The sequence below is a fragment of the Serratia sp. L9 genome (assembly GCF_050632285.1).
Taxonomy (GTDB): domain Bacteria; phylum Pseudomonadota; class Gammaproteobacteria; order Enterobacterales; family Enterobacteriaceae; genus Chania.
The window spans coordinates 275,149-293,839 of the sequence record NZ_CP192591.1; the positions used below are offsets into that span (position 1 = coordinate 275,149).

General features: G+C 54.7%; 12 protein-coding genes and 2 pseudogenes. 7 read left to right on the top strand and 7 right to left on the bottom strand.

The window, feature by feature from the left end:
- Window positions 1–7: 7 nt before the first annotated feature.
- Window positions 8–1,927, bottom strand: a complete 1,920-nt coding sequence (sltY, locus tag ACQ86O_RS01195) for a murein transglycosylase (protein WP_431225624.1) — start codon at window positions 1,925–1,927, stop codon at window positions 8–10.
- A gap of 655 nt (window positions 1,928–2,582) precedes the next feature.
- On the opposite strand from sltY, the pseudogene ACQ86O_RS01200 reads away from it, so the two are divergent.
- The 5 genes and pseudogenes from ACQ86O_RS01200 (at window position 2,583) to ettA (ending at window position 9,797) form a co-directional block, all read left to right on the top strand.
- Window positions 2,583–5,311, top strand: a pseudogene (locus tag ACQ86O_RS01200) (cation-transporting P-type ATPase).
- Window positions 5,312–5,596: 285 nt separating this feature from the next.
- Window positions 5,597–6,211 (top strand): YfiR family protein, encoded by a 615-nt coding sequence (locus ACQ86O_RS01205; RefSeq protein WP_431223810.1) that lies wholly within the window; start codon window positions 5,597–5,599, stop codon window positions 6,209–6,211.
- Window positions 6,208–7,455 carry a diguanylate cyclase domain-containing protein gene (locus ACQ86O_RS01210; RefSeq protein WP_431223811.1) on the top strand — a complete coding sequence of 416 codons (1,248 nt, stop codon included), beginning with the start codon at window positions 6,208–6,210 and terminating at the stop codon, window positions 7,453–7,455. Before ACQ86O_RS01205 ends, ACQ86O_RS01210 begins: the two co-directional genes overlap by 4 nt.
- Before the next feature lie 33 nt (window positions 7,456–7,488).
- Window positions 7,489–7,986 (top strand): OmpA family protein, encoded by a 498-nt coding sequence (locus tag ACQ86O_RS01215; protein WP_431223812.1) that lies wholly within the window; start codon window positions 7,489–7,491, stop codon window positions 7,984–7,986.
- Between the two features lie 143 nt (window positions 7,987–8,129).
- Window positions 8,130–9,797: an energy-dependent translational throttle protein EttA gene (ettA, locus tag ACQ86O_RS01220; protein ID WP_431223813.1), complete on the top strand. Its 1,668-nt coding sequence runs from the start codon at window positions 8,130–8,132 to the stop codon at window positions 9,795–9,797.
- Window positions 9,798–9,848: 51 nt separating this feature from the next.
- Here ettA and ACQ86O_RS01225 read toward each other — a convergent pair whose 3' ends face one another.
- Window positions 9,849–10,757 (bottom strand): LysR substrate-binding domain-containing protein, encoded by a 909-nt coding sequence (locus ACQ86O_RS01225; RefSeq protein WP_431223814.1) that lies wholly within the window; start codon window positions 10,755–10,757, stop codon window positions 9,849–9,851.
- A gap of 100 nt (window positions 10,758–10,857) precedes the next feature.
- Between ACQ86O_RS01225 and ACQ86O_RS01230 the strand changes: the two genes are divergently transcribed.
- A complete protein-coding gene (locus tag ACQ86O_RS01230; RefSeq protein ID WP_431223815.1) occupies window positions 10,858–11,859 on the top strand; it encodes a zinc-binding alcohol dehydrogenase family protein in 1,002 nt (333 codons plus the stop codon).
- Between the two features lie 33 nt (window positions 11,860–11,892).
- Here the strand turns inward: ACQ86O_RS01230 and nadR are convergent, their stop codons facing one another.
- The 3 genes and pseudogenes from nadR to serB all read right to left on the bottom strand — a co-directional run bounded on the left by nadR (window position 11,893) and on the right by serB (window position 15,630).
- On the bottom strand, window positions 11,893–13,158 hold the full coding sequence (nadR, locus tag ACQ86O_RS01235) for a multifunctional transcriptional regulator/nicotinamide-nucleotide adenylyltransferase/ribosylnicotinamide kinase NadR (RefSeq protein ID WP_431223816.1): 1,266 nt from the start codon (window positions 13,156–13,158) through the stop codon (window positions 11,893–11,895).
- A 106-nt stretch (window positions 13,159–13,264) separates the two neighbouring features.
- Window positions 13,265–14,649: pseudogene (gene radA, locus ACQ86O_RS01240) on the bottom strand (DNA repair protein RadA).
- 3 nt (window positions 14,650–14,652) lie between these two features.
- Window positions 14,653–15,630: a phosphoserine phosphatase gene (gene serB, locus ACQ86O_RS01245; RefSeq protein ID WP_431223817.1), complete on the bottom strand. Its 978-nt coding sequence runs from the start codon at window positions 15,628–15,630 to the stop codon at window positions 14,653–14,655.
- Window positions 15,631–15,732: 102 nt separating this feature from the next.
- Between serB and ACQ86O_RS01250 the strand changes: the two genes are divergently transcribed.
- Window positions 15,733–16,455, top strand: a complete 723-nt coding sequence (locus tag ACQ86O_RS01250) for a YtjB family periplasmic protein (protein WP_431223818.1) — start codon at window positions 15,733–15,735, stop codon at window positions 16,453–16,455.
- Window positions 16,456–16,605: 150 nt separating this feature from the next.
- Here the strand turns inward: ACQ86O_RS01250 and deoD are convergent, their stop codons facing one another.
- Together deoD and deoB are read right to left on the bottom strand one after the other, a co-directional pair.
- On the bottom strand, window positions 16,606–17,337 hold the full coding sequence (deoD, locus tag ACQ86O_RS01255) for a purine-nucleoside phosphorylase (RefSeq protein WP_431223819.1): 732 nt from the start codon (window positions 17,335–17,337) through the stop codon (window positions 16,606–16,608).
- Between the two features lie 115 nt (window positions 17,338–17,452).
- Entirely contained in the window at window positions 17,453–18,676 is a 1,224-nt protein-coding gene (deoB, locus tag ACQ86O_RS01260; RefSeq protein ID WP_431223820.1) for a phosphopentomutase, read from the bottom strand.
- Window positions 18,677–18,691: the final 15 nt, after the last annotated feature.

Genomic DNA, 18,691 nt, shown 5'->3' on the forward strand with positions numbered 1-18,691 from the left:
CCACGGATCAGTAACGTCTCTGCCACTCCGCTTCGGTCATCACCTTCGCGGGTCTATGCATGAAGTAACGATAAAACGCATCATACGCCAACACGTTCTTCACATAAGAACGGGTTTCCGAGAACGGGATACTTTCGACAAAGGCTACGGCATCCACACGGCCATCGGTGTTACCCAGCCAGGTATTGACCCTGGACGGGCCCGCATTATAAGCCGCCGAAGACAGAACACGGTTACGGCCAAACTGCTGATATACCGATTCAAGATAGCTGGTACCAATGGTGATATTGGTTTGCGGGTCAAAGAGCTGGCTCGGATTGGTGTAACCGGGGATACCGAACAGTTGCACCGTATGCTGTGCGGTGCGCGGCATCACCTGCATTAAACCTGCGGCCCCCACCGGCGACTGCGCTTTTGGATTCCAGGCACTCTCCTGACGGGCAATCGCCATGGCGTAGCTTGGCGTGATGCCTTTGTCTTCGGTGGCACGGCGGAACTCCTGCGGCCAGGCCATCGGGAAACGTTCTTCCAGATGATCCCACAGCTTACCAACGATGGTCGCCTGTACGCTCAGATCGGCCCACTTTTGTTCGAAGGCGTAACGCGCCAACGCTTCCTGTTCAGGGCGACTACGGCTGGCTACAAATGAGCTCCATTCGCTACGCGCCAGGTTATCCATATTCCAGTACATCAACTCGCGCACCCGAGCAATCTCAGGGCCGCTGACCAGATCGGTACGCGGTTTCGCCGCAACAGCGACCATTACCGGGTAAGGGACATTAAGCTTCTGAGCCGCGACCATCGGATAGAAACCGCGTTCATTTATCAGGCTGCGCAGAATGGTTTCCCCTTCGCTACGCTTGCCTTCATCGATCATTGCACTGGCACGCCAGTAACGCCATTCGTCTTTATTACGGGATTCTTCCGGCAGACGAGCCAGCCAGGTTTTCAGCCCCTGGCGATCCCCTGCCCCCAACGCCATGCGAACACGGCGCTCCAGCAAGGCGGGTGACTGGCTGCGCAGGATCACCTTATCGCGCCATTGGGCCTGCTCGAAGGTGGCATCGCTGCCCATCAAACGCCAGGCCACCGCCTCTTCCAGTTCCAACTTCTCGCTTTCACTCATTTTCTGCAGGCGAGCCAACGTTGGGATCATCGCGCGTGCATTTTCTACATCCTGGCGTGCCAGGCTGGCAAATACGATGCTGGTAGCCGAGCGGGTAAAATCTGTCGGGCCTACGCTGCGGGCAAAGGATTCCAGGGTATTGGGATCTTTTTGCAGGTTAACCAGCGCATCCCCCATGGTCTGATAATCTGACGGCAGCTGGCGATATAAATAGTTGACCAGGCCACTGTTGCCCTCTTTCAGAGCCAGCTTCATCCGCGCCAAGGTGTTCAACGGCGTTTGCTTACCGGCCGCCTGCCAGACGCTAAACAGTTTGTCGCAGGCGCCCGGCAAAGTTTTGCCGCTCATCCAGATATCATCGGCACCGCTCCAGGCCGCCTGCTGATCACCGGTAGCCCATTTGGCGTAATAGTAATTACATCGCGCTGCAACCGGTTTGGGCTCCTGCGGGCTGAACGTCAACAGGGCGCGCCAATCTTCACGGCGGGCCAGTTCGTTCACAAAACGTGAAGATAGCGACTTGGCCGGGGGCAAGGTCGGATTGCGCTGCAAAAACTGGCTGACCTGCGCCATACTGGCGGTACTGAGATCCTGGGTTAACTGGCGGTATTCCAGATAGGGATACAGCGGGTAATTCTGCAACGTGGGCATCAATTGCTGCACCACATCCATCTGGTTACTGTCCCAGGCCTGCTTGATTTGCAGGTAACGCTGACGTTCGGCATCCAAAGAGTCTGCCAATGTTGTACCGGAAAATGCCGTGAGGCACAGGCCCACGGCTAAAAGCCGCCATTTGTCCACCTTGACCATACTTACTTTTTCCTCGCTGGGTTGTGTTGCCAGAACCGAATCACCCCGTGCCGCGCTGCGCCAGCGGCTGACGGGCCAGTGAATCCGGCTCTGCGAGTGTCTCACGCCCCGTCGTGGGAAGCCACGCCGGGAACAAAACCGTGCCGCCCAATTGAGCAGGCATCTGGTATTTAGCATAGACAGCAAAAACGTTTATCCATTCATTACTTTAGAAGAAGTTTATGCCTCAGCGCCACTTTCAGGAGAAAACGAAGAAAATTCATGGAAGAGTCATGACGATGTGAGCCGAGGTTTTGATAATTCTCATAATTCTGGAGAAATTTTCATCACACAATATACGCAGTGTTCTATAGTTTTCTATGTGGATACGAACCATCTTATACAAAAAATTACATTACACAGACATTAGTAGAGAAACATTTCCATACTGAATAAAACAATTCTTATTATTTTGTTTTTATTATCTCAGATCAAAAAACCAAGTTTTCAATTAACTAGTATCACGCGGCGGATAACCGAGACGAAATAACTGAAGATTATAAGCATTTACATCTGTGTGACAGAGAACAAAGGAATATCACCCCGGCAAATGGGCTGCCGACGCAGATGGGAATTTAAGTTCGATTGACTTTAGGAGAGGCGTTCAATGCCAAAACATACCCCCAACGAGTACCAGGAACCACCCAAGCCGGACAAAGCCTGGTATCAGTATGATATTGAAGAAACCCTTCAACATCTCAATGGCAAACAAGACGGTCTTAGTGAACAAGAGGCCGCCGAGCGCCTGAAAAAATTTGGCCCGAACGCTCTGCCAGAGCAAGCGGGCAAAAGTGCTTTTATGCGCTTTATTGCCCACTTTAACGACGTGTTGATTTATATCCTGTTGGCCGCCGCCTTCCTTAAAGGGATTATGGGCCACTGGATAGATACCGTGGTTATTCTTTGCGTTGCGGTAATTAACGCCTTAATCGGTTTTGTACAGGAAAATAGCGCCGAGAAATCGCTGAAAGGCATTCGCAATATGCTTTCCAGCCAAGCAATTGTGGTACGTGACGGAATTAATCATACGGTGGATGCCGAAGATCTGGTCCCTGGTGATATCGTGCTCCTGCGCCCCGGCGATAAAATCCCTGCCGACTTGCGCCTGCTAGAATCCCACAATCTCCAGGTTGAAGAAGCCATCCTGACCGGCGAATCTACCGTAGTTTCGAAACAGACCGACGCCATCGCTGATGAAGTGATGATTGGCGATCGCACCAACCTGCTGTTCTCCGGCACCACCATCAGCGCCGGTAACGCCAAAGGCGTGGTGATTGCCACCGGCGGTTATACCGAGCTGGGCCACATCAGCGAGATGATATCCACCGTTGAAACCCAGCGTACCCCGCTGCTGCAACAGATGGACAAATTGGGCAAAAGCATTTTTATCCTGATCCTGGTGATGATGGTGCTGCTGTTTATCTTTGCCTTCACCATGCGCGATATGCCATTGGGTGAATTGCTGGTGGCGTTGATCAGCCTGGCAGTGGCCGCGGTGCCTGAGGGGTTGCCAGCCATCATTTCGATCATCCTGTCCCTGGGCGTGCAGTCGATGGCACGTAACCGTGCGATCATCCGCAAGTTGCCCACGGTAGAAACGCTAGGCTCCATGACCGTGATCTGCTCGGATAAAACCGGCACCTTGACCATGAACGAAATGACGGCGAAAAACGTCATCATGGCCGACCACTCTTTCCGTGTTGAAGGCGAAAGTTACCAGCCGGTTGGCGGCATTTTCTTCGCCGAAAGCAACAAGCAGGTGCGGGTGCAGGAAATCCCCCGCTGGCGCAATTCATTACCGCGATCAGCCTGTGTAACGACAGCCAGGTAAAACAGGACGAGAGTGGTCGCTGGCTGGTCACTGGCAGCCCGACGGAAGGGGCGCTGAAGGTTCTGGCAATGAAAGCGGAACTGGACATCGGCGCAGCACGCCAATTGGCTAAAATCCCCTTCGATTCCAGCTACAAATATATGGCGGTACGCAGCCAAGTCGCCGGCAAAAACCAGGTGTTCCTTACCGGTGCTCCGGATGTGCTGTTCTCACTCTGTGAGTTCGAACTGACGGACGCCGGTATCCAGCCTTTCCGCCGCGATTACTGGGAAGCAGAGATGTCACGCTTTGCCGAGCAGGGTCTGCGCATGGTAGCTGCCGCCAGTAAAACCACGCCAGACGGCGAGGTAGAACTGGATCACGGTGACATCCGCCAGCAGATGGTGTTTATCGGCATTGCCGGGGTCATGGATCCACCACGCCCGGAAGCCGTAGCCGCCATCGCCGAATGCCAGCAGGCAGGTATCCGCGTCAAGATGATCACCGGCGACCACCAGAAAACGGCGATGGCGATTGGTGCCATGCTGGGTATCGGCAACAGCCAGGACTCGATCACCGGCTCCGAACTGGAGCATATGGATGACAAAGCACTGGCAGAAGCGGCTGTACGTTACGATATCTTTGCCCGTACCAGCCCGGAACATAAGCTCCGCCTGGTGAAAGCATTACAGGATAAAGGAGGCGTGGTCGGCATGACCGGCGACGGTGTCAACGATGCGCCGGCCCTGAAACAGGCTGACGTCGGTATCGCTATGGGTATCAAGGGCACCGAGGTCACCAAAGAAGCGGCAGATATGGTTCTGACCGATGATAACTTCGCCACCATTGCCAGCGCAGTAAAAGAAGGCCGTCGTGTCTACGACAACCTGAAGAAAACCATCCTGTTCGTGCTGCCAACCAACCTGGCGCAGGGCCTGTTGATCATCATCGCCATTCTGGCCGGTGCCATGTTACCGCTGACCCCGATCCAGATCCTGTGGATGAACATGGCTACTTCCACCACCCTGTCGTTTGGCCTGGCTTATGAACCGGCCGAAAAAGGGTTGATGAACCGCAAACCCCGCATCCCAGGCAGCAATGTTCTGGATCTGCATGCCATCTGGCGCATCGGATTTGTGGGCGTATTGATCGCCATCAGTGCCTTTATACTGGAAGCCTGGATGGAGCCTCGTGGCTACAGCAGCGAATTCATTCGCACCGTGCTGCTGCAAACATTGGTAACCGCGCAGTGGGTGTATATGTTCAACTGCCGTACCGCAGACCGCTTCCCGCTTAACCGCCAGGTGTTTCTGAATAAAGGCCTGTGGCTGGTGAGTGGTGTCCTGTTGCTGCTGCAGATGGCCATTATCTACCTGCCGTTCATGAACTCGCTGTTTGGTACCGCCCCACTGCCACTGTTCTATTGGGGTGTGACGCTGATGATTGCCATTGCGCTGTTCCTGATTGTGGAAGTAGAAAAATGGGTGATCAACCGTATCAGAGCAGGCCGGAAAACCCTGGCTTGATTCACTCAACATGGGCTGACACCTGAAAACTTTTACTAGAACGCCTGGCAAACCCTGCCGGGCGTTTTTATAATGTGAAAAAACACCTAGGAAAATTCCTACAAAACCGCGCATAAAGCGCACAAAAAAAACCTCTTATAATACAATCCGCACCCAAGATGGTCAGACGATGCTCTTTAGGTAGTGTGATTGATTGTACTCAGCAAAATTTGTTTCTTTCGACCAGGCCCCATTGTTAAGTATTACGCCGCCATGTCCTTAAAGCGGCGGTAGGCGAGAAGGCAGATGAAGATGTCGAAAAATGCCATTGCATTGGCAATCCGGGCGCAGGATTTACCATGGAACTTATTCCGCTCGCGTCTGAAGCGTGGCCGGATTTTGTTGAGCTTACTGCTGGCGATGTTGGCCTTTCCCTGCCTTTCCAGGCCAGGAACCCCCGATCCCTATCAAAAACGCATCCATGCCGTTACCACCATGGTGGTGGGAATTATCAGCTATGCGCGCTGGCCCACCGAACCTAATCCGATCCGCTTATGCGTGACCGCATCGACTCAGTATGCCGAAGGTCTGTTTGACCCGGTATTGCTGACAGCCATGCGCCCCATCAAAGCCATGCGGATCGATTTAGATAGCCCGCTGCTGGGGACAAGCTGCGATGTGGTGTATTTGGGCGAGGTTAATGCTGTTCAGAAACAAGATTTTATTCATCAGATCACTGGGCATTCAGTCCTCAGCATCAGCGAAAAGGATATCGAATGTGCTGCTGGCAGCGCCTTTTGTCTGCAAATCGGCAACGAGCGGGCAGGCTTCAAAGTGAATCTGGATGTGCTGGCGCGCAGTGGCGTACGCGTTCACCCTAACGTGCTGCAACTGGCACGCGAACAGGTGCCGCCACTATGAACCTGTTACGTAAAAAGCGTTCTGCACCAGACCGTCCGACATTAGGCAAAGTGTTGCAACGGATGAACCTTGGGTTGGCGCTGATCGCCGTCGGCACTGCGGGGATTTTTCTGACGCTGGTAGCTCTGTTCGCCCTGCGTGCCTACGCCAACCATAACCTGCACCTGATCGCCCGCTCTATCAGTTACACCGTCGAAGCGGCGGTCGTGTTTGAGGATCGCCCCGCGGTTCATGAAGCGCTGATGATGATCGCCTCCAGCGAAGAGGTTTCAGAGGTCAAAATCCTGAGTAAGCAAGGGCTAACCCTGGCCGGTTGGAGCACCCAGACCGAGGGCCCGTTGCAGGGTCTGGAGCGGCTGGTTGCCCATTGGGCCTTGCCGGAAGCCGTGATTTTACCGATAACCCATGAAGGCAAACAGGTCGGCATGGTCTGGTTGAGCGGCAACGGCAACAGCCTGCTGAAATTCCTGCTGCGCGGTATCTTGGGCATGCTGGCCTGTCTGATGCTCAGCACGCTATGCGCTATGGTACTTTCGCGCAGAATGCTCCGAGGAATAGTGACTTCATTGGACGATATCGCCAACGTTGCCCATGCGGTACGGCGCGATCGTACTTTCGGACTGCGGGTTCCTTCGGCACCCATTGCCGAACTGCACGAGTTGAGCTGCGATTTCAACGGCCTACTGGATGAGCTTCAGGCCTGGCAAACCCATTTGCAGCAAGAAAATGACTCACTGGCTCACCGGGCAACGCACGACAGCCTGACCGGATTGCCGAACCGCGCCTTCTTTGAGGGGCGCCTGAGCCGTGCGCTGGGCGACATCAGCAACAATGAGAAACTGGCGGTGCTGTTTATTGATGGCGATCGCTTCAAAGAGGTGAACGACAATTTTGGCCACGCTGCAGGCGATGCGGTTTTGACAACCATTGCAGGCCGTTTGCGTGCGCAGGTGCGTGACAACGATCTGGTAGCCCGCATCGGCGGTGATGAATTCGCCATCCTTCTGGCGCCCATCGCCAGTATCGATGATGTGCTAAAGATTGCTGACAACATCATTGATTGTATGCAGCAGGCTATTACGCTGCCCAATGAAGAAACCATTATTGCCGCCCTCAGCATTGGCATTGCGCTTTACCCTGAACATGCGGCGACGCCTCAGGGGCTGCTGCGTGAAGCGGATAATGCGATGTATCAGGCAAAACACCTTTCCCACGGTGGCTGGCGGTTAGCCAGTTTCAAGTAACTTCGCCATGACTTAAAAAAACAGGAAAACCTAATGTTACAGCAAAAAATCAAGCAGCATTTCTCACTGCTGCCGATATTGTTTATTGCCTTGTTCACACTGGCTGCTTGCCAGAGTAAACCGCAGGGGCTAACGGCAGAGCAGGTCGCTTTACTTCAGGCTCAGGGATTCAAACTGACTGATAACGGCTGGGAATTTGGTTTTTCCGACAAAGTATTATTTGGTAATAACGTTGGCAAGCTGAATGCGCAAAGTACCGAAATCGTCGAAAGAATGGGCCGGGCGTTGCTTAGCGTGGACATAGTGAAGTTCCGTCTGGATGGCCACACCGATAACTACGGTGAGGACAACTACAACGACCAGCTCTCGCTGCGCCGGGCCAATGCCGTTGCCGATCTGCTGGCTGGTGTCGGCATTCCCCGGGCAAATATTGAAACCCGTGGCATGGGGAAACGTGATCCGGTAGCCGATAACAGCACCTCCAGCGGGCGGGCTGAAAACCGCCGAGTTGCGATCGTGGTCAGCCCCTGAAAAGCGGCAAAGTTCACCTGATGCAGGGCATTAACGGGTATACTCGTTGATACGCAAAGGAGGTCTGGGATCCGGTGCTGAAACGGGCTACACTCGTGGCCGCCAGACATCCTATAAAAACTGATAGAGAGGCTCGGAGCAACGTGGCTCAATACGTCTATACCATGCATCGCGTCGGCAAAGTGGTTCCGCCGAAGCGTCATATTCTGAAGAATATTTCCCTGAGTTTCTTCCCTGGGGCCAAAATTGGCGTGCTGGGCCTGAACGGTTCCGGTAAGTCTACCCTGCTGCGCATTATGGCGGGCATCGATACCGATATCGAAGGGGAAGCTCGCCCACAACCGGGCATCAAGATCGGCTATCTGCCGCAGGAACCGCAGCTCAACCTGGAGCACAGCGTTCGCGAGTCGGTAGAAGAAGCCTTGTCCGAAGTGGTTGGCGCCCTGAAACGCCTGGATGAAGTGTACGCACTGTACGCCGAAGAAGGCGCGGACTTTGACAAGCTGGCCGCCGAACAGGGTCGCCTGGAAGAGATCATCCAGGCGCATGATGGTCACAATCTCAACACCCAGCTTGAGCGCGCTGCCGATGCATTGCGCCTGCCGGAGTGGGATGCAAAAATCGCCAACCTTTCTGGTGGTGAGCGCCGCCGCGTGGCCCTGTGCCGCCTGCTGCTGGAAAAACCAGACATGCTGCTGCTGGACGAACCTACCAACCACCTGGATGCAGAATCCGTGGCCTGGCTGGAACGCTTCCTGCACGACTTCGAAGGCACCGTGGTGGCCATTACCCACGACCGCTACTTCCTGGATAATGTGGCTGGCTGGATCCTTGAGCTGGACCGTGGTGAAGGCATCCCTTGGGAAGGCAACTACTCTTCCTGGCTGGAGCAGAAAGACGCTCGTCTGGCACAGGAAGCCTCTTCCGAAGCGGCCCGCCGCAAATCGATCGAGAAAGAGCTGGAGTGGGTTCGTCAAGGTGCCAAAGGCCGCCAGTCTAAAGGCAAAGCCCGTCTGGCCCGTTTTGAAGAGCTCAACAGCACTGAATACCAGAAACGTAACGAAACCAACGAACTGTTTATCCCACCTGGCGCTCGCCTGGGCGATAAAGTGGTTGAAATCAGCAACCTGCGCAAGTCTTACGGCGACCGCCTGCTGATCGACGATCTCTCATTCGCCGTACCGAAAGGGGCGATTGTCGGGATCATCGGCCCGAACGGCGCGGGTAAATCCACACTGTTCCGCATGATGTCCGGCCAGGAACAGCCTGACTCCGGCAGCATCGTGCTGGGTGATACCGTCAAGCTGGCCTCGGTCGATCAGTTCCGTGACAGCATGGATAATGCCAAAACCGTATGGGAAGAAGTCTCCGGCGGCCAGGACATCATGCGTATCGGCAATACTGAAATGCCAAGCCGTGCCTATGTCGGCCGCTTTAACTTCAAGGGCGTCGATCAGGGTAAACGCGTCGGCGAGCTGTCCGGCGGTGAACGTGGCCGTCTGCACCTGGCCAAGCTGCTGCAGGTTGGCGGCAACGTGTTGCTGCTCGATGAACCCACCAACGACCTGGATATCGAAACCCTGCGCGCGCTGGAAAACGCCCTGCTGGAATTCCCAGGTTGTGCCATGGTTATCTCGCACGACCGTTGGTTCCTTGACCGCATTGCCACCCACATTCTGGACTACCAGGATGAAGGCAAGGTGGAGTTCTTCGAAGGCAACTTCACCGAATACGAAGAGTACAAAAAGCGTACCTTGGGTGCTGATGCGCTGGAACCACACCGCATCAAGTACAAGCGAGTCACCAAGTAACCGTAAGGTTTGCCTCCCTGGTATCGACAAAAGCCTGCGTTCGCAGGCTTTTTACCCCCAATCCAACGCCTGCGCATAATCCACAAACACCGGATGCTGGATCACCACATCAATAAAGCAAGCCAGTGCCGGGGAGTTGAGCTTGCGGCTCGGGTAAACCAGATACAGTTCGTTCCCTTCAGCCCGCCATTCGGGCAGCACTTCCACCAGCAGTTTCTGCGCCACCACGTCACGACTGAGAAACGCCGGTAACAGCGTGATCCCCGCGCCCAAAATGGCGCATTCCCGCGCATACAGCAGGTTATCGGTGGTATGACGCTGCGGCAATTGCCAGCGGTAATACTCTTCCCCATGGCGTAAAACCCAATCGGGCCAGGCGCGATGGGTGATGCAAAGATGCTGTTGCAATTGCTGCGGATGGCTCAACGGCGGGTGGCTTGCCAAATACGCTGGCGAGGCCAGCAAATAGCGAGGAGCATGCCCCAAGCGGCGGCCTATCAATGAAGAATCCTGGGGCCTGCCAGTGCGCAGCGCGGCATCAAAACCCTCTTGCACCATATCCACCATCGTATCCGAGACCGACACCTCTAACGACACATCTGGGTACTGGCGCTGGAAATCCGCCACCAAACGCGGCAATAAGGTTGCCCCCAATCCGGCGGGGGTAGAAATGCGTAGACGGCCACTCGGGTTATCGCGCAACCGCTGCAATACCAGATCGGCCCGCTCGGCAGCCAGGAGCATCTCCTGGCAATGTTCAAGATAGCGCTCACCGGCAAAGGTTAAATTCAGTTGCCGGGTGGTACGGTTGAGCAAACGCAACCCAAGCTTCTGCTCCAACTGGCTGACACGCTGGCTAACGCTGGATTTGGGCAGCCCGGCCCGCTCGGCTGCAGCGGTAAAGCTGCCGCACTCGGCCACCAGCGCAAATAACGCCATATCCTGCAACTGCTTGAACATGATTGTTCACCTTAGACGAACACTGAGTTATCCATTGTCCATCTTATCACTCCCCTCTCAGGGGTCTACACTGGGGTCATTCATTCGAAGGAGTACAGTTATGTCAATCAAGGCCATTGCAGTCGATCCCAAAAACCCAGCCAACTTTGTCGAAATCACTCCAGAGCAACCCGCGCCAGGCCAATACGATTTATTGGTAGAGGTGAAAGCCGTTTCCGTGAACCCGGTGGACACCAAAGTACATGCTGGCTTGCAGAAAAGCGGCTTGCAGCAACCGCGTATTCTCGGCTGGGACGCCAGCGGCGTGGTGGTGGAAGTCGGTAGCAGCGTTAGCGGTTTCAAGCCGGGTGATGAGGTCTGGTATGCCGGGGACATCACCCGCCCTGGCAGCAACAGCACTCATCAGCTGATAGATTCACGCATCGCCGCCCCCAAGCCCCGTAAACTGAACTGGGCCGAGGCTGCGGCTATGCCACTGACTGCCCTCACCGCCTGGGAGGCCCTGTTTGAACACCTGAATATCCAGCATGCCGACGCCAGCAAAACCCTGTTGATCATCGGCGGTGCCGGTGGCGTAGGTTCACTGGCTATTCCGCTGGCGGCACTGCGCAGCAACGTGAAAGTTATCGCTACCGCTTCCCGCCCGGCATCCGCGGCCTGGTGCCGTGAACGTGGCGCAGACCTGGTGGTGGACTATCGTGACCTGAAAGGCAATCTGGCGAAGGAAGGCATTGAACATGTCGATTATATCCTGTGCCTGAATGATACCGACGGCCACTGGCAGGCCATCAGCGATTTGATTGCCCCGCTCGGCCATATCTGCACCATCGTCGAAAACAGCCAGCCACTGGATCAGAATGCGTTGAAACTGAAAAGCGCGGCGCTGCATTGGGAATTCATGTTTACCCGCAGCATGTTTACTACGCCGGATATTGCCCAACAGGGGGAGATCCTCAAGCAGATGGCACAGTTACTTGACGAAGGTAAGCTGACCACTACGCTGAGCGAAACGCTGCAAGGCCTGACGGTGGAAACCCTCACCGCCGCTCACGCCAGGCTGCGGGAAGGCCATATGCAAGGTAAATTAGTGATTAGCTACTGATACCTGAGGGCGCAGCCTGCTGCGCCTTATTCGTTAACGCGCAAAAGTGGCAAGCCCGACCAACCGGCTGGCATCCGCCGCCAACATTTGCTTCACCAGTTCGACGCAGCGCAAGAAGCGCTCTTCGTAATCGCTGGATCCGACGTGAACGTATTCAATGTTATTGGCTCGCAGCATTTCCTCCAGCAAATGTTGAAACGCTTTGCGATCGTTCGGGTTGCCCAGGCTGCGTAAGCCATCAGCAACCCAAGGCGTGTTGTTTTCCAGCAGGATCACCAGATCAAAGCGGTATTCATCAATCAACGCCTGCACAAATGGGTGATCCCGTCCCTCATATTTCCGGCAGAAAGCCTGGGTCGTCACAAAGTCGGTATCGATAAACGCCACTTTATTGGCGTACTTCACCGCGAAATCCACATACTGTGCCTGGCCAAGCGCAATCTTGTCGTAATCGGAATACTGCAACGCCATCTCGTCGCCGCCGAGATGTGAAAAAACATAATCACGGCCATATTCCCACGCGCTGGTGGTATTGAAGATGTTAGCCAGCTTGTTGACCAGCGTCGATTTACCGCTGGATTCCCCGCCCAGGATCGCCACGGTACGTACAAAGAACGGTTTGACTTCGGTGGGAATATAATCCCAGTAACGGAACGGATCCTGGCGGATCTGGCTGCCACTGATATTCATAAAGGAGCGTTCCGGATCGACCAGAATGGTTTCGATACCCAGATGTTCACGATAACGCGGAGCATCCAGCTCTTCGCTGGAATAGATAAAACTCGGGACAATGCCCTTTTGCTCCATAAAGTTTTTCATCCCGTTACTCCACACGTCCCAGCCGTGCGGGTAAGGCTCAATCCCCTTTTCATCGAAAGAGTGAATATGAATGTTTTTCTGATACTTGAAGGTTTGCAGTAACCAACGCAGGCGATCGCTTACCGTCGGTTGTTGGGACATTGAGCTGTTCTCAAACAACGCCAGATCGCGCGGTTCGTCATGGCACAGGATCACATGCAATTCGTCAACCTGGCTGCAGGCGCGTTGGATCAGATAGATATGCCCGGTATGCAACGGGTAAAATTTACCAAACACCACGCCCACTTTCTTCTCGCGGCGCGGAAACTCCAACCCGAGGAAACGGTGCAAAGCTTCCAGTTTCTGCGCACTCGGGCTTTTGATTTTATCGTTCAGCAGTTGGCTGAGATAGCCTTTGGTCATGCTGCTGGCGTCGGCCACCTGTTGTAAAGTGCAGCCCTTTTGCTTAATCGCCGCCTTGAGATAATCGAACTGCCGCATAACCCCTCCAGTTTATATACCCCATGGATTTCAAGCTGCAGGTCACAACGCTGCAGCTTGAAAGATTAAGGGTATAATATACTAAACAAGGCAATGTGCCGCTTACTTAAAGATCGTCAAGTACGGCTAAAGCATCCGCCAGTTTCTTGACGCCAAACACCTGCATATTGGCCGGTGGCTTCTTTGGCACATTGGCATGGGGCACGATAGCGCGCTTGAAGCCATGTTTTGCCGCTTCCGAGATCCGCTCCTGGCCGCTCGGCACCGGGCGGATCTCCCCGCTAATCCCACTTCGCCAAACACCACCAGGTCATTGGGCAACGGACGATCGCGCAGGCTGGAAACCAAAGCCAGCAGCAGTGCCAGATCGGCACTGGTTTCACTGACCTTGACGCCCCCGACCACATTGACGAAAACGTCCTGATCGGACATTTGCAGGCCACCGTGGCGATGCAATACCGCCAGCAGGATCGCCAGGCGGTTCTGTTCCAGGCCCACCGCAACACGGCGTGGGTTAGACATCATGGAATGATCCACCAGCGCCTGGATCTCCACCAGTAACGGCCTGGTTCCTTCCCACACCACCATTACCGAGCTGCCAGAAGTCACTTCATCACCCCGGCTCAGGAAGATAGCGGAGGGGTTACTCACCTCACGCAGACCCTGCTCGGTCATGGCAAACACACCCAGCTCATTGACCGCCCCAAAGCGGTTTTTGTGGCTGCGCAGCGTGCGGAAACGGGAATCGGCATCACCGTCCAGCAGCACGGAACAGTCAATACAGTGCTCCAACACTTTTGGCCCGGCCAGAGAACCATCTTTGGTAACGTGGCCAACCATGACGATTGCCACACCGCGCGTCTTGGCAAAGCGAGTAAGATAAGCGGCCGTCTCGCGCACCTGCGCCACGCTGCCCGGCGATGACTGGATATCCGCCATGTGCATCACCTGGATCGAGTCAATCACCATCAGCTTCGGCTGTTCCTGCTCGGCGATCAGGCAGATCTGTTCGATACTGGTTTCCGACAGCATATTCAGACCACCGGTCGGCAAACCAAGGCGATGAGCGCGCATTGCTACCTGTTGCAGTGACTCTTCACCGGTGACATACAAGGTTTTCATCTGTTCGGAAAGCTTGCACAACACCTGCAGCAACAGCGTGCTTTTCCCTGCCCCGGGATTACCCCCAATCAGGATCGCACTGCCCGGCACCACGCCGCCGCCCAGCACACGGTCAAATTCGAGAAAACCGGTAGAAAAGCGCGGAAGCTCTTCCAGGCTGATATCCGAAAGCTTCTGCACCTTGCTGATACCCGCATCGCCCGCATAACCACTAAGACGATCGCTACGGGCAGAAGAAGAGGAGGCCGCAGCCAGGCGCACTTCTGTAATGGTATTCCAGGCATGACAAGCGCTGCATTGCCCCTGCCAGCGCGGGTAATCAGCGCCGCATTCATTACATACAAACGCCCGTTTTACTGCTTTTGCCACAGGTTACCTCACTTCATGTTTCAAACTGCCGCTGAGGACACAGAGCACCCCCAGCAGATCGGCATGGCGAATCGACACCTGCGCTTTCTCATAAACCTTGGGTTTCGCGTGGTAGGCAATCCCCAGCCCCGCCACCTGCATCATTTTCAAGTCGTTGGCACCATCGCCTATCGCCACGGTTTGCTGAGGTGGGATACCCAGCTTTTCCGCCAGCGCCACCAGGGTGTCGGCTTTAAATTGTGCATCTACTATCGGCCCCAGCACTTCACCGGTCAGCTTGCCGTCGCGGATTTCCAGCTCATTGGCCGCTATGGCTACCAGTTTCAACTTGTCACGCAGATACTCGGCATAATAGGTAAAACCGCCGGAGGCTATCGCCACATGCCAGTTCAGCGCCTGCAGTTTTTGCACCAGGCTGATCAGCCCTGGCATCAATGGCAGCTCATCACGCACCTGTTTTAGGATATTGGCATCGGCCCCTTTCAGCGTGCCAACTCGCTGGCGCAGGCTGGCGGTGAAATCGAGCTCGCCACGCATCGCACGCTCGGTCACTTCAGACACCTGCTCGCCAACCCCGGCCAACTTGGCAATTTCATCGATGCATTCAATCTGGATCGCCGTCGAGTCCATGTCCATCACCAACAGACCCGGCGTGCGCAGATGCGGGATCTTACCTAAAGGAGCCACGTCCAGCCCGTTCTCGGCTGCCAGCAGCTTGGCACGCTGCGTCAGCGTCCCGGCCAGGCGCACCACCTGATAATCTTCCACGCACCAGGCCGTCACGATCACCATCGCTGCACCCAGCTTGCGCTGGAACTGTGTTATGCGCTCTTTATCCAGCGTTCTGCCATATAATAGCCAACCGGTGTGGCCTGCCCGGTAATCCAGCGGCATCACTTCGTCGCCGCTAAGGGAAAGGGGCAGCCCCGGCCATTGAGGGATCTCGGCTGGGAGATCACAATAGGTCAGACTATTTGGCATCTTTAACTCCTGAAAAACGCTGCATGATAAAACGACGCATCAAGCTATCCTATCGCCATTGCTTCTGGCAACATAAAGTGTCGACTAGCCCAAGGAAGCCTCATGGCTAAAGCTAAACTGAAATTCCGCCTGCATCGTACCGCTATTATCCTGATTTGTCTGGCATTGCTGGTATTGTTAATGCAGGGCGCCTCTTATTTTAGCCTGAGCCATCAGATGGCGCGATCGGAACAGGTAGAAGAATTAGCACAAACGCTGACCAAGCAGGTGGCTTTCAGCCTGGCCCCGTTAATGGATAACGATGGCGACATAGATAATCAGCGCGTAGATAACATCTTAAAACAACTTACCGATCACAGCCGCATCCTCGACGCCAGCGTCTATCTGTTGGACGGTACCCTGATCTCGTATTCTGGCGAGCAGATCAACGTACGCGATCGCCTGTCGCTGGATGGCAAACGTGCGGGCAGCTACTTCAACCACCAACTCGTGGAGTCGATTCAGGGCAAAGATGGCCCGCTTGGCTTTATTCGTGTGACGCTCGATACCCACGTTCTGGCCACCGAATCCAAACAGGTGGATAACACCACCAACCTGCTACGCCTGATGATCCTGCTGGCGTTGGCCATCGGCATTATCCTGGCGCGCACGCTGTTGCAGGGCCGCCGTAGCCGCTGGCAGCAGTCGCCCTATCTGCTGACCGCTAATACGCCATTAGCCGAAGGCGATCAGCCGGAAGAAAAGACCGAAGAAAAGACCGAGGAAAAGACCGAAGAAAAGACCGAAGAAAACGCCGAAGAAAAAGAAGAGACGAAAAAAGGCTGAGAGTTCCCACGCTACCTCAGCAGGGTTTATGAAGAGATTCGTGACTGGGAACGAAAGCGCATGGGCTGAATAAAAAGGATGATTAAAAAAGCCGTGCGGGGAGATGAATAGATTGGCGTAGGGGCGCAGCCTGCTGCGCCCACATAAATATTACGCGTTGTCGCCCAACAGCACAGATTCCAGCGCGATAACGATCATCTCGTTAAAGGTGGTCTGGCGTTCGGCAGCGGTGGTCGCTTCGTGACGCAGGATATGGTCGGATACGGTGCAGATGGTCAGTGCTTTGCAGCCGAATTCTTCATACAACTCTGCGGCTACGCCGTAAATACCCGCGGCTTCCATTTCCACACCCAGGATGCCGTACTTTTTCATCACCTGGAACATATCTGGATCTGGCGTGTAGAACAGATCGGCAGAGAAGATGTTACCCACGCGAGCCGGGATGCCCTGAGCAGCCGCTGCGTCTACCGCATTGCGCACCATATCGAAATCCGCGATGGCAGCATAGTCATGACCTTTGAAACGCATGCGGTTCACGTTGGAATCGGTACACGCCCCCATGCCAATCACCACATCGCGCAGTTTCACATCATCACGTACCGCACCGCAGGAACCCACACGGATGATCTTCTTCACGCCAAATTCAGCAATCAGCTCACGCGCATAAATTGAGCAGGATGGGATCCCCATGCCATGACCCATTACGGAGATTTTGCGGCCTTTGTAGGTACCGGTGAAGCCCAACATGCCACGCACGTTGTTAACTTCTACCGCGCCTTCCAGGAAGGTTTCTGCGATGTATTTTGCACGCAGCGGGTCCCCTGGCATCAAAACTACATCAGCGAAATCACCCATCTCGGCATTAATGTGCGGCGTAGCCATTCTCTCTTCCCTCATTTAATTTTTATTTAACAAGACACTAATTTAACACCAGCGCAATTTCTACCTTATGAATTTCCAGTTGCAGCCAACAACGCTGCAACTGGAAAGACCAGGTTTAAAACATGGACTTGCCATAATCCATCGGTGACACGCCAAAATAGCTGGCGACCGTCTGGCCGATGTCAGCGAAGGTTTCACGATGGCCCAATGAACCCGGTTTTACTTTAGGACCATAGACCAACACCGGGATGTGCTCGCGGGTGTGGTCAGTGCCAGGCCAGGTCGGATCACAGCCATGGTCAGCGGTAAAGATGATGATGTCATCTTCTTTAACCAGCTTCAGCAACTCAGGCAGACGGCGGTCAAACAGTTCCAGCGCGGCAGCGTAGCCCGCCACGTCACGGCGGTGGCCGTAAGAAGAGTCGAAGTCCACAAAGTTGGTGAATACGATAGTGTTGTCACCGGCCTTTTCCATTTCAATCAGGGTGGCATCGAACAGTGCATCGATCCCGGTGGCTTTCACTTTCTGGGTGATGCCCACGTTGGCGTAGATATCCGCAATCTTGCCGATGGAAACCACTTCGCCGCCCTTTTCATCCACCAGCTTCTTCAGCACGGTAGGTGCCGGTGGCTCAACGGCCAGATCGTGGCGGTTACCGGTACGCTGGAAGTTGCCTGGCTTATCACCCACGAATGGACGGGCGATCACGCGGCCAATGTTGTAGCCCCCTTCGGTCAGCTCTTCACGGGCGATTTCACACAGTTCGTACAGGCGATCCAGGCCAAAAGTCTCTTCATGGCAGGCGATCTGGAATACCGAGTCAGCAGAAGTGTAGAAAATCGGCTTGCCGGTTTTCATATGCTCTTCACCCAACTGATCCAGGATCACGGTACCAGAAGAGTGGCAGTTACCGAGGTAACCCGGCAGATTGGCGCGCTCAACCAGTTTATCCAGCAGTTCCTGCGGGAAGCTGTTGTGCTCATCCGAGAAGTAACCCCAGTCAAACAGCACAGGCACACCGGCGATTTCCCAGTGGCCAGACGGCGTATCTTTGCCAGAAGAAAGTTCACTGGCATAGCCGTATGCACCAATGATCTCGGCGTTTTTATCCAGACCTTGCGGGAACTTGCCGGTGGACTCTTCTGCCGCCTTGCCCAGACCCAGACGGCTGAGATTTGGCAGGGTCAGTGGGCCGCTACGGCCCACGTTGGCGTCACCACGCGCACAGACATCAGCAATGTGGCCAAGGGTATCGGAGCCTTCATCGCCAAAGCGTTTGGCATCTTCGCTGGCACCAATCCCAAATGAGTCTAATACCATAATAAATGTACGTTTCATTGTGCTCTCCTGCGT